Origin of the sequence: Mucilaginibacter sp., from assembly GCF_025359345.1 — a bacterium.
Taxonomy (GTDB): domain Bacteria; phylum Bacteroidota; class Bacteroidia; order Sphingobacteriales; family Sphingobacteriaceae; genus Mucilaginibacter.
In genome coordinates this window covers 21,732-34,384 of the sequence record NZ_JANYGQ010000020.1, presented here as the reverse complement: position 1 = coordinate 34,384, position 12,653 = coordinate 21,732, and the positions used below count along the sequence as shown (strand labels likewise).

General features: G+C 40.2%; 9 protein-coding genes. 2 read left to right on the top strand and 7 right to left on the bottom strand.

The features are described 5' to 3' along the window. Positions 1–81: 81 nt before the first annotated feature. Both Q0R52_RS11680 and Q0R52_RS11675 read left to right on the top strand, forming a co-directional pair. Positions 82–2,421 carry an SLBB domain-containing protein gene (locus Q0R52_RS11680; protein ID WP_295794841.1) on the top strand — a complete coding sequence of 780 codons (2,340 nt, stop codon included), beginning with the start codon at positions 82–84 and terminating at the stop codon, positions 2,419–2,421. A gap of 2 nt (positions 2,422–2,423) precedes the next feature. After that, positions 2,424–3,488: a hypothetical protein gene (locus Q0R52_RS11675; protein ID WP_295794840.1), complete on the top strand. Its 1,065-nt coding sequence runs from the start codon at positions 2,424–2,426 to the stop codon at positions 3,486–3,488. On the opposite strand, the gene Q0R52_RS11670 is transcribed toward Q0R52_RS11675, so the two are convergent. The 7 genes from Q0R52_RS11670 to Q0R52_RS11640 all read right to left on the bottom strand — a co-directional run bounded on the left by Q0R52_RS11670 (position 3,485) and on the right by Q0R52_RS11640 (position 12,647). Further along, entirely contained in the window at positions 3,485–5,182 is a 1,698-nt protein-coding gene (locus Q0R52_RS11670; RefSeq protein ID WP_295794839.1) for a capsule assembly Wzi family protein, read from the bottom strand. The genes Q0R52_RS11675 and Q0R52_RS11670 overlap by 4 nt on opposite strands. Positions 5,183–5,197: 15 nt before the next feature. Continuing rightward, on the bottom strand, positions 5,198–6,892 hold the full coding sequence (locus Q0R52_RS11665) for a capsule assembly Wzi family protein (RefSeq protein ID WP_295794838.1): 1,695 nt from the start codon (positions 6,890–6,892) through the stop codon (positions 5,198–5,200). Next, entirely contained in the window at positions 6,889–7,533 is a 645-nt protein-coding gene (locus Q0R52_RS11660) for a hypothetical protein (protein ID WP_295794837.1), read from the bottom strand. The genes Q0R52_RS11665 and Q0R52_RS11660 overlap by 4 nt, the downstream gene beginning before the upstream one ends. A 22-nt stretch (positions 7,534–7,555) precedes the next feature. Continuing rightward, on the bottom strand, positions 7,556–7,933 hold the full coding sequence (locus Q0R52_RS11655) for a polysaccharide biosynthesis protein (protein WP_295794836.1): 378 nt from the start codon (positions 7,931–7,933) through the stop codon (positions 7,556–7,558). 652 nt (positions 7,934–8,585) lie between these two features. Continuing rightward, on the bottom strand, positions 8,586–9,566 hold the full coding sequence (locus Q0R52_RS11650; RefSeq protein ID WP_295794835.1) for a sugar transferase: 981 nt from the start codon (positions 9,564–9,566) through the stop codon (positions 8,586–8,588). A gap of 495 nt (positions 9,567–10,061) precedes the next feature. Beyond that, the gene (locus Q0R52_RS11645; protein ID WP_295794834.1) at positions 10,062–11,174 is read right to left on the bottom strand and encodes a glycosyltransferase family 4 protein; all 1,113 of its coding nucleotides are present in this window, start codon (positions 11,172–11,174) and stop codon (positions 10,062–10,064) included. Between the two features lie 99 nt (positions 11,175–11,273). After that, entirely contained in the window at positions 11,274–12,647 is a 1,374-nt protein-coding gene (locus Q0R52_RS11640; RefSeq protein ID WP_295794833.1) for a glycosyl hydrolase family 28-related protein, read from the bottom strand. Positions 12,648–12,653: the final 6 nt, after the last annotated feature.

Below are 12,653 nucleotides of genomic sequence, written 5' to 3'. Positions count from 1 at the left end.
TCACCACAGGCTTGCTATTTATGGTATTTCACTGATTTAATATTTTATATTTGCAACGCTAAGCTTAACTTCAATTTTTACATGCGGATTAAATACTTATTCTATATTTTATTGTTTGCCTTAACGGCCTTTTCAACCAGGGCAACAGCGCAGGATGTATCACTCGCAAATATCCAAAACATAAAGGTTGGCGCTTTGAGCGATGAGCAAATAACAATGGCCTGGAAAAAATTACAGGACTCCGGCGTATCTGAACAGGATGCTTATAAAATACTCATTCAAAAGGGTATGCCTGCAGGTGAAGTTGATGCCTTTAAAAACCGTGTAACGCTGCTTGGCCTCAACAAAAAAACAGGAACAAAATCTACCCAGTCAACTGAAAAGAAAAAGATAGATTTTTCAAGGGACGAGAATGACACGGTATTAACCCCAAAAGCAAATACGGCTGTCCCAGCTCCCGCCAGCACCAATGGCTTACGTGTTTACGGAAGCGATTTCTTTAACCAGACCAGTTTAAGTTTTCAGCCAAATTTCTCCATCGCAACGCCTAAAGGCTATGTGATAGGCCCTGGCGATGAATTGATTGTACTATTAACCGGATTGAATGAAAGCAGCGTACGCTCGAAGGTAACACCAGAAGGAAATGTTCAGGTACCTTACGCCGGTATAGTTTATGTAAATGGTTTTACTATTGAGCAGGCCACAAAACTTATTAAAACCAAAATGGCCAGGGTTTACCCTGCCTTAAGCTCCGGCCAAACACAATTAGCTGTAAACCTCGGCAATACCCGCAGTATCAAGATTACATTGGTGGGCGAAGTGAAGACCCCGGGGTCATATACACTATCGGCCCTTTCAACTTTGTTTAACGCTTTATACAACTCAGGCGGCCCAAATCAAAACGGTTCGCTAAGAAACATTGAGCTGATAAGAAATAATAAAGTATACAAAACGGTCGACTTTTACGCATTTCTTCAGCAGGGGCTGTTGGATGGTAATATAAGGCTCGAGGATCAGGATGTAATACGCATCCCGGTTTATAAAAAACGTGTTGGCATTAGCGGCGAAGTAAAAAACCCTGCTATTTACGAGTTAAAAGACAACGAACAGTTAGACGATCTTATAAAATACGCAGGCGGCTTTACTGATGTAGCCTATAAAGGCATTGCCAAGGTCGATCAAATTAATGCGCTGGAACGCGAGGTTAAGGACGTACCGGCAAACTTGTTTGCAAACTACATACCCCATAATGGCGATTTAGTACAAATAGGAGCCATTACAAACCGCTACACCAATAGAATAGTGCTCGAAGGCGCGGTGTACCGCCCCGGCGTTTATGAGCTTACTGCGGGCTTTACTTTAAGCGCGCTGCTAAAAAGTGCGCAAGGATTAAAACCCGAAGCCTATATGGAACGCGGCTATATAAAAAGAACAATGCCAAACCTCGAACGGCAACTGATATCATTTAACCCTGGCGATGTAATCGCCGGCAAGAATGACGTTGCCTTATTGCGCGAAGATTCGGTGATGGTGCTTAACCGCGATGTTTTCACATCAAACCAAAAAGTTGTGGTAGACGGATTTGTACGGAAGCCGGCCGTTTTCACATACCGCTCCGGATTAAAGCTGGCTGATGTAATTGCAATGGCGGGTGGGTTTGCTGACGAGGCAGCCGACCATCATGTTGAGATATCAAGGATTATAAAAAACGAATCGGACACAGTAGCTAATAAATTAGTAAATACTTTTGTTGTAAATATGAATAGCCCGGAGGCCGGCAAGGACATTGAATTACAGCCGATGGATTTTATCTATGTGCCGCGCCTGGTCAACTATCGCTCATTAGGAAACGTGAGCATTAAAGGTGAGGTGGTGTTCCCGGGCGATTATGCGGTTCAAAAACAGGACGAATCTGCGCTTGATTTTTTAAACCGGGCCGGAGGTGTAACTCCTTACGGTTCGCTGCAAAATGCCCAGGTTTTTAGAAAAGGAATACGGGTAAATGTTGATCTTACCCGGAAGGACGGTAATAAAATTGAAAACAGCAATATGGTATTAATGCCGGGCGACAGTGTTTATGTTCCGAGGGTTATCTCATATGTTGAAGTATCTGGCTCTGTAAACAATCCGCAGTATATAAGCTATAACGGCAGCAGTTTTAAATATTACATTAATGCGGCCGGTGGCACAACCGAAAAGGCGAGGTTAAAAGGTGCTTATATTAAGTATCCCGATGGTTTAAACCAACCTGTGCGGCATTTTCTGTTCTTTCGCAATTATCCATCAGTAAAACCCGGAAGTAAGATCATAGTGCCTGAAAAAACGCCAGATACCCGTATTAAAATAGGCGTAGGAGATATTGGCAGCATAGCTGCAGCGTTAACTGCAATAGTTAGTATTATTGCCATTTTACATAAATAAGAATGAGCCAGGAAAATCCACCATATCCTTACGAGCCCGAGTTTTCTATAAAAAAGGTACTTCAAGACCGTGTTGCGGATATAGCCTACATCTTTCAATTTAAAAAAGCTTTGGCGCTGGTTTTAATTGTCGGTGCCATTGTCGGTGCGTTAACGGCCTGGTTGTGGACACCATCCTATACTGCCCGACTGACGTTTGTTGTGGATGATGCTAAATCATCAGGCAGCGCAGGTGGCCTCTCGGCACTGGCCGGTCAGTTCGGATTCAATCTCGATGGACTTGGCGGCGCGAGCGGCGTATTAGCCGGCGATAATGTTGAGGAGTTGATAAAGAGCCATAAATTGATAAAAGCCACACTGTTAACTGCTTACGATAGTACGCAAACCCTTGCCGACCGCTATGCTGCGGTAAACAAGCTTGATAAAAAGTGGCTTAAATACAGCCCTGATGGCAAAATCACACGCTTCCCCTTAAATGGTAAAAACAATACACGCCTGCAGGATAGTCTGTTGCACGAAATGACCACACTTATTTTATCAGGCGAGTTTGGGATTGATAAAACCGATAAAAAACTTGGCTTCTTCGAAGTAAACGCTACTATGAAGGATGAAAAGCTGGCTCAACTATTTTGCACCAGGATGATTAAACAGTCAACTGACTTTTTTATCACCACTAAAACGAAGCGGCTAAGAAATAATGTGGAGCGACTGCAGCAACGCGCTGACAGTATTGGTGCTATTTTAAACCATAAAACTTACGACTTATCCAGTGCAAACCAAACATTGCTTGATGTTAATCCCGCTTATACCCGGGCATCAGCCAATGTTGATATAAAAGAGCGTGACAAGATTGTTCTGTCAACCGTTTTTTCTGAAACAGTTAAAAACCTTGAATCAAGCAAAACAATGCTAGCCCAGGAAACACCAACCGTTCAGATAGTTGACGAACCTGAATTGCCGCTTAAGAAAAACAAACTCAAATATTCTATTGCCATATTAAGTGGCTTGATAATTTCAGGATTATTATTCAGCTTTTATATACTGGTAACCCGGAAAAAAAGGGCCTAAAACCTATAAGTTGCGCCAATTACCGCGTGAAGGTTATAGACTGTGTTATGCGGAATATAATATTGCGATGAATTGTAATCTTTTAAAACCCATTCGTAGTTTAACGATTTCACCTCCTCAAGGGTAGCGTTAAATATCAAATTCTTATAATTCCACTCCCCTTGCAAGGCAAATGCAAAGTCGACCCATTTTCTACTGTTGCCGTTTATGTCTGGAAATGCTACACTGCTAAAGTCGACATTGTGCTCATAGCGCTCAAGTCTAATGCCGAGCTTTTTCAAGCCTGAAACCCAGCTCACATCCATCGACTGAAGGTTCCCCCCGGAACCCGTACCTGCACCAATAATTTGTCCTTCATTAGTTTGGCCTTGCCTTACCCCACCATGAACATACCATCCGCCTGCAGTTCTTACCAGCCTATCCACAGATTGCGAAAGCTGTGTTATCTCGCCACTTAATAAAATATGCTGATCCGGATCGCCGCCAAAAGGGAGCATTTTACGCACCCCAAATATGTAAGCACGGGAATGGTCGGGTGATCCAATAAAATCCCTGAAATTGTATGAATTATCGTTTAACCCATACTCAAAATAAACCTCAGCCTGCGCTTTTGTAAATAACCACCTTGCATACAATGAAGTTAACTGGTCGCGTGGGATTGGGTCACCGTCGTTGGTGCTCTGTTTTTGATATGGAAAAAAGAAAGGGACATACTCACTAAGTGTATTAATATCTTTATGGTATGCGTCAAAGGTCCGGGTTAGTCCCAGTGTCAAACCTTCAACCCATTTTATGTGATAATTAATATTAACCCCGGTATAATATCTCCAATCATTGTTTTTTGCCCGTACCAGGTTGGTCCCTGTTGAGGTAGCAGTCGTTAATAAAGGCGGAAAGTTTGTAGCATCCAAATGTGCGGCAATAACCTGAAACTCAAACGACCCTATAGGGGTGTTTATCGGGCGTACCGTGTTGATTGTAAAATGTTTAAACCCGGGGGCATTATTACCCAGGATCAACGAATTACGGATACCCGGCCCCCACCAAAGGTTTTCATTTGAAAGCCCGATTGATACAGGGTCGAAAGTCAATCGGATACTGCTTTGCCCTAAAAATGCTTTGCTATAGGCTTTGGTGCCAAAGCGTTCCGGGTTGTCAATGTTATTATAAAAATGGTAATAAGCCAACAAATCCTGGTCAGAACGGCCCGAAGCAAATCCATTAAAAGGTGGGTTGGCAGCATAAACAAACTCCGGTCGGAATTGAATGCTTAAAGGGCCATATTTTACAAATATTCCGCCACTTACCATAGTTTGATATCCTTTGGCTGGTATCATCGCTCCATCGTTCCAGCCATACGGATGGTCAGAATTAAATTGCTGTTGCCAGCTAAACGGCAATATTTGAAACGATCCGGCACCGTTGCCAAAGCTAACAGGTCCTGCAGGGGTCCAATTATCATTTTTTAAAGTGGTGTCGGGATCGAATGCATTGTGCTTCTTAAACGCAGCGCCAGGAAAAAGCGGCCGTATGGTGAACGAAACATTCGAGTCGACCTTTCCAAGTAACTGCATCCTGCGATAATAATCGTCAAGCGCAGGTGTGCCAACCGGAACGGACTGAGCGTTTACTTTACTTTTCAACAAACCAGTAAAGGCTAACGCCATGCTTAATATAAAAAATATCTTTCTCATCTGTAACTTTAGCAATTAAAACCTATATGTAACACCTGCCTGAATTTGTAAATTAATTGCGTTGGCGCCATTTGTAAAATATGTATTGCCAATCTGTTTTAAGTACCATTGATAATTTAACGATTTTATACCCTGTATCTTTACGTTAAATAACAGGTTATTATAATTCCATTCACCATTTGCTGCTATACTCAAATCAACCCAGTGTCTTCTGAAATCATAACTGTCATAGTAAGCGTAATAGTAAAAATCGTTATTATGGATGTAACGTTCAAACTGTAGTCCGATTTTCTTAAGCCCTTTTACCCAGCTTACCTCCAGCGTTTGTAAATTCCCTCCAGGGCCTATGCCGGCACCAAGTACTTCGCCATAATTAGTATACCCCTCGGGGATGCCTTTGCTTGTATACCACTCATCCCCCGCCTTAATTTTATCGAAAGACGTTTCCTGCAATTGAGTAACCTCTACTCCTATCAAAATATTCTCTTGTTTTGCAGTATTAAAAGGCACCAATTTTCTTATCCCAAAAATGTACGCACGCGATTCGCTCGGGTTTAATCCAGCCTGAGTTAGATCGCCTGTATAATTGTTATGCCCCCATTCAAAATAAATTTCAGCGTTTTCCTGCGGCCATAACCAGCGCATAAATAACGAGCTTCGCTCATCTTGCTTGTTGATCGCCTCATCAGGGGCCCCAACTTTCTTTATTGGCGAAAAAAGAGGCAGGATGCTTTTAATACCATTTAAATCTTTCCCGTAGGTCTGTGAACTCTGGTCAAATCCCAGGAACAAACCAGGAATCCATTTTGGCTGCCAGGTGAGCACAATTCCCGCCAGGTACCTCCAATCCGTGGGCTTCGGAACGTATAAGTCGGTACCAAAATAAGTATGTCCCGGTTCCAGGGGTGGGTAACCCGAATTATTGAGTTTCCCCCCTATGAGTTGCCCTTCAAACGAACCAATTGCGGTTTTTATCGGGCGTGTAGTGTTTAACGTTGCGTGTAAAAAGCCAGGCGCCGTATTGCTCATTAACAGCGAGTTGCGGATACCCGGCCCCCACCACAAATTTTCGGTCGATAAGCCGAGCGACATCGCCTTATAATTTACCCGTATGCTACTTTGCCCCCAGCGTACCCTATTATACCCTGAAGTACCAAAACGAGCTGGTAAATCAATATTATTGTAGATATCATAGTAGCGGGCGAAGATTACATCATAATGATTAGGATTAAATGTTACAAAATCTGAGTTTGCAGCCATCAAAAACTCTGGTCTCAATTGTATTGTCAGAGGACCGTATTGCGCAAAAACACCTGCGCTCAAAACCCCCTGCAATCCTTTGGCGGGTATCATTATACCATCGTTCCATCCATAGGGATGGTCGGAATTAAATTGAGTTTGAATGCTTACTGGTAATAACCTAATGTCAAAAGCATTTTTTTTTGCCGGTTTCCACAACCTGCTCGAACCAAAACCTGTATATTTTTGTGCCGTGCTGTCAGGATAAAATATATTTGTGCCCCTGGTTATGCTGCCGGTAAATAAAGGTCGAACTGTAAACGACACGCTTGAGTCGGCAGTTCCAAGGAGTTGCGCCCTTCTGTAATAGTCTTCGAGTGCCGTTGTGCCAACAGGCAAAGTTTGCGCTTTAGCGCTAAATTGCACAAAAGTTGCTAGCGCACATATTAATGCAAGCTTCAGGATCTTCATAAGGTAATTGCTTTAACATTGATATTATCTATTGACCAACTTTCGTCACATTTCGGATCAATCGTGTTCGGTTGAACAAGTTTATCCAGGCACTTTAGCACTAACGTTTTGTCAGAATGTTTAAAGGTTTTTGAAATCTTGTACATTGTGGTGCCATGGGTGCTGCTTGCCCAACTACAAGCGCCGGGCAAATCAGTCCTGAACGCCCCGGTTTTCGGGTTGTTATAGTTATTAGGATAATCCAGTGGATACGACTGCGGCGAACAGAAATTACCTGGTGAACAGTCGGAATTTGAAAAGGTAGTGTAAATGTAACGGCTGTTATCTACTATCATTTCCCAAATGTCTGGTCCATCAGGAGCAGCTTTATTTCCGTCCCAACTATCGTGAATATACAAATCAAACGAAATGGTAATAAGATCGTGATTAGGCAGGCTTTTTAGTGACAGGGTAAAACTGGTGTCATTATATCGCCCTAATACCGAGGAGTTATTAAATTGGGTGATCGTGCCATTGGTTATGTTCGACAGATCGTTGGTTTCAAAGTCATTATGGTACACCACCATCTCGTTACTAACAGTGCTTTTGTTGCACGACCCAATAAAACAAAGAGGGATGATGAAGAGTAATATTTTTTTCATATGGTAGCGTTACGTGTAATATCTAATTCCTCAAAGATCGATTTTTGCTTTTAAATTCTTGTATTATCCGCTTTATTGACATTGCCACGTGCCTGTCATTATTGCTTGAGCCATTGGTAAAAACGTGATCTCTATCACAGATTAACTTATTAAGCAACTGCAGATAAATTTCAGTAATTCTTTTTGAAGCAGCCATTGCATTTGTTGGATTTGCTGTTCTATCCGAAGCAATCGGCATATTTATTTTTATGCAGTATTTTACAGAAAAATCGACTACTGCTTCAATGCTTAAAACACTAGTTATGGCCTCAGTTGCTTTATCTTCCACAATTGGAGCGTGCGCATAGGCCATCGTGTGATAAACGTAATGAGGCTTGTATTTTTCAAACAATTGCTGCATCTTTTTGAGTCTCTTACGTTTCCAATAAACGCCTGAAAGCCTTTTTCAGTATGTATTTCTTCAATTTTAGGGCACAAGGATAAAACTCCATTGAGTTTATCTGATAAATATTAAATAAGTATTAATCAAATAGGCAATAGCTGGATGATAAAAAGGTGATTAATAAATCGAGATGTAAAAACTATCCAGCGGGATACCATGTTTATCTGCTTAAATAACGAAGATGAATTCATGTTCAAATAATAAGCTATAAATTACCCGAAACTCACTTAAGCTAATTCAATATTCAATCAAACGCGATATTGGTCTGACTGCGAATAGCGCCCCTTCAATTATGACAAAAGTAACAACCTTAGACCGAATTTTCACAAATATTAAACAAACACTTGATATTTTTCAAAATTAATAAAATATTGCATCCCTGTACCAGCCACATCTAATGCATTTTTAAGTTTAACAACGCGTAAAAAAGCAATGCGAGTAAGTAACTTATTGAACCAGAAGAAAAGTAGCTTTAGTAGTTATCAATGGCACTACTGCATAGACCTTGTGCGGAGTAACATCTTTAAGTTTGGCTAATTAGAGGTTAACCACTAATTTTTTCTGCTCAGAAAGCCAATAGCTTATCGTTTGTATGTTATACAGACTTTATTTATATTCCTAAACCACTTAGAACAGTTCTTATCGTTAGGAATATTATCTTGGCATCAAGGAAAAAATTTTGATTTCTTATATAATATAAATCGTATTTATGTTTCCAAACCCCATCTTCAATCGAAGCTCCATATGGGTACTTCACTTGTGCCAAACCAGTTATACCAGGTAATATGCTGTGCCTGAATTCATAGAACGGAATTTCATTAGTCAGCATATTGATAAACACTCTCCTTTCAGGGCGTGGGCCAATCAATGACATTTCCCCTCTTAAAACATTGATTAATTGAGGGATCTCATCGATACGCGTTTTTCTGATAAACTTACCCACCCTGGTTATGCGTGGATCGGCCTTCTGTGCCCATTGCGCCCCTTTGCTTTCTGCATCAACAGTCATGGAGCGGAATTTAATAACCTTAAACTCCTCATTAAATTGGCCAACCCTGGTTTGTAAATAAAAAATTGGGCCGGGAGATTCAAGCTTAATACAAATCGCTGTAATTATCGATATCGGCAAGGTTAAAACAAATAAAATAATTGCATGAAAGTAATCAGCTAATCTTTTCAACGCAACTTTTCGGGTATTTCTGAGTACAGAAAAGTCATCCTTTCCTATAAAATAATCCCAGTCAAGTAAATCCACCTCGGTAAATCCATTTATCTCTTCTAAAAAATCAACAAGCGAATAAGCCGTAAAGCCATTTTCGATATAATTTATCAGGTGAAGTTTATCAAGATGATTAATTAAATGAGTTTGATAGTATAAAATTATCTTCTTGTTCGAAGAGAACATCTTTTTTATACGTGCAGGTTTTTTCCGTAAAAGCGCGTATAACAGATCCTGGATTTTGTCATGTTGGTCTTCTGGACAAAATACTTCTATTTTATTAAAGCCAAGCTCAATTTCAAAAAACGAGGTTTTATCTTGATTTAAATTCCTACTATATAATTGTACGTCTTCCGCTACCAGTAATTCCATATAGTCTTTAGTTCCACTTTCTTTTTAACCAAACAAGTGAAAATTTGTTTTCCAGAAAAAAAATTAGTCGTTTTTAACTAATTAAATTAATCTTCTGTTTAATTTTTTTATAAGTAAATGATACAAATTTAGGGAGATGATAACATAGGCGCTGATGAGGCATTTATTATGTTGTTCACACTTTTACCCAAATGATAAAGTTCAATGCCGCAAAGGTACTTAACTAAACCTTTCGTTTTATATATTTTCTTCGAAATTTTCGAAAAATCACATTATTTTTACATAAAGTGCACATTGTTGTTGTTTTTATGCGTTGCGACAGTGCTTCATTAATGGAGCGATGTCCAGGTAAATTGTTTACCACAGGTAACATCCAAAAAGACGCGGAGAATATTAAGCAATAGTTAAATACCTGAAAGATAATTAATGAATGTATAGAGAACAATGAAAAGCGGGATGATATGCCTATGGGATTACCGAAAATTATTAACAGGACTAATTCGAGCTTTTTTTCAAAATAGCAGATTCGAAAACTTCGAGTGTGTTTTTATACATAGCCTCGGACGAAAATTGCTGAAGCAATAACCTGTTTCCCGCCAATCCCATCGTTTGCCTAAGGACTGGATCATTGATTAGTTTAACCAATTTTGACTTTAAATCAGCTACATCTTTTCTTTTTACAGAATACCCGGTTTCGCCGTCAATAATAGCCTCCCCGGCTCCGCCAACATCAGAAACAATTACTGGCAAGCTATACTTTAAAGCCTCCAATGTAGAAATTGGGAATCCTTCCCAATTGGATATCAAAACAAAAATATCTGCTTTTTTTAGTACTTCTTCCACGCTATTCGAATATCCGTAGAATATAAATTTATCGCCAATTTTCAAGTCGTTAACCAACCCGACTGTTTTTTCAAATTTGGGGCCATCGCCTAAAAGGTGAACCTTTATATTGTCGATATCATTACACGCCAATATTAATGTTTCATGATCTTTCTGGTCGTCAAACCTAGCGACCATCACAATGTCGACTGTCCCCTTCGCCCCGGAAAAATCCTTGCCATAGGTCCCAACATCAACTCCATTATATACCCTTTCAATCGTTCTTGAATTAGAGACATTATTTTTTAAAGCTATCTTTTTATCATAATCCGATACAACTATAATTTTAGCAGCCAGGCCGGCGAGGGCCTTCTCAATTAATTTGTATAGAACAGCTCCCGTACGATTTACTCCTTCAGTAAAAGCCCAGCCGTGCACCGTGAAGACAACTGGACGGCCGGAAAATAAGTTACTTAACCGCCCTACAATTCCGGTTTTACTTGAATGCAGTGATATCACGTCCGGTTTAAACCTATTAGCTACTTTACGTAATTGAAAAATTGCTTTTATATCATTGATCAGGGATATTTCACGGCATAAACTGGGGACGGTTACAGAATTCAGTCCGGCAGCAACTATCAACTGATTTAAAGGCCCCGCTAGCTCCCCGCCATAGCAAATCAGCACGTCGTGTCCGTGGCGTTGAAGCAATTTCGATAATGTTATTACGTGAGTTTGAGCACCGCCAATCGAGTCACCCCTGGTTATTACTATTAGTATCTTCACAACAAGTTAAAAAAATTAAAGAGATATTTTGATGCAACGCCCCGGACTTTTAAGGCAAACAAATGCACATTTTTAAAGCAGGTATAACTGCTTTTATTATTATCGCCCTTTTTGGATTTCCAATTTAAGTTTTTGCCCGTTTGCATGTATAGTTGAACTGTTTTTTAGCGTGCAATTAATTAATTTGTAATTGCTAAGCATGCCGCCCCAAAATGACGGGCCGTTTCCACCAAAAGCGACAAAGGTACAATGATCAAAAACTGTACTCCCATCAGCAAAAAAAAAGTTTGTGTTATTACCATTTATAATGGTATTTCGAACCTTTACCAGACCGGGCGCACTCTGATATGATTGTTTTTTTCCATTAAAATTAAGGTAAGAGTTTGCTACGTAAATTTTGGCTTTGCTCCGGTAGTTAAGGAAAGCGAGCGCATCCCCTCCGTCATTGCCATCAGCTATCCCAACATCCATTTTAACGTTATTAAGAGAAACAACAGACCGATCATTCAATACGTTTACTATTCCAAAATTAAAATCAGACATGCGGACCTGGTCCAAATTAACGGTTGTTGCAGCACTTTCCTCTATATGCATACACTTTGCAAACCCGGAAATGCTCACATTAGTAACAAAAGCTGCATAAGGCTGATTTGAAAACTCAAATGTAATAGCAGATCTGCTTCTTCTTCCCTGGGTTTTAAGCCCGTTAAAGCTGCAGTTTTGTATAGTAACCTTACCATTTGCTTTCACCATTGAAAAATGAACTCCATCGCCAAAAGCATCACGATCTATTTTTTGGGCAATAGGGGTGCCACCCCGCCCCCCCACATTTTCAAATTTACAATGATTTAGGAAAGCGTTTTTAACGTTATAAATTGTTATTCCATACCCATATATATTTTTGAATACACAATTAGATATAGCTACCTTTTCTGCCAGTACCTGCATCCCAATAAATATATCGGTGCTTAACGCAGTCGGTGCAAACGGCCCCTGCAAGTTCGCGCCGTCAAATTCCAGCCCTGAGACTTCAACCGCCGAGCCGTTGCTATACTTGAACATGTCATTCCCCAGTCCATAAATTTTCTTCCCTACCGAAAGAAAAATATGTTCTTTAAACGCTGTCAAATTCCACCCGGCGCTATTAACAGGTGGGCTTACCGGTTTTATTACAGCCCCATTTGATGAAATACTTAACGATTCGCCCGGCTCTAAATTCACCCTTATAGTCGTCGAGATATTATATGAACTATTTGTTTTCGGCACGTAACATTGTTTATGCCTCTTAATACAAAACAATATTGCTTTTTCAAACGCAGCGGCATCATCCGTATGACCGTCACCTTTCGCCCCGTAAGCTTGAACCGAAACAATATTATCATTAGTCAATGATTTATTCTTAAAGAAGCGGGCTGCATTTGTACCACGATTTAATGATAAAATTATGCAAATCAGCAATAACGTTTTTTTCATAATATA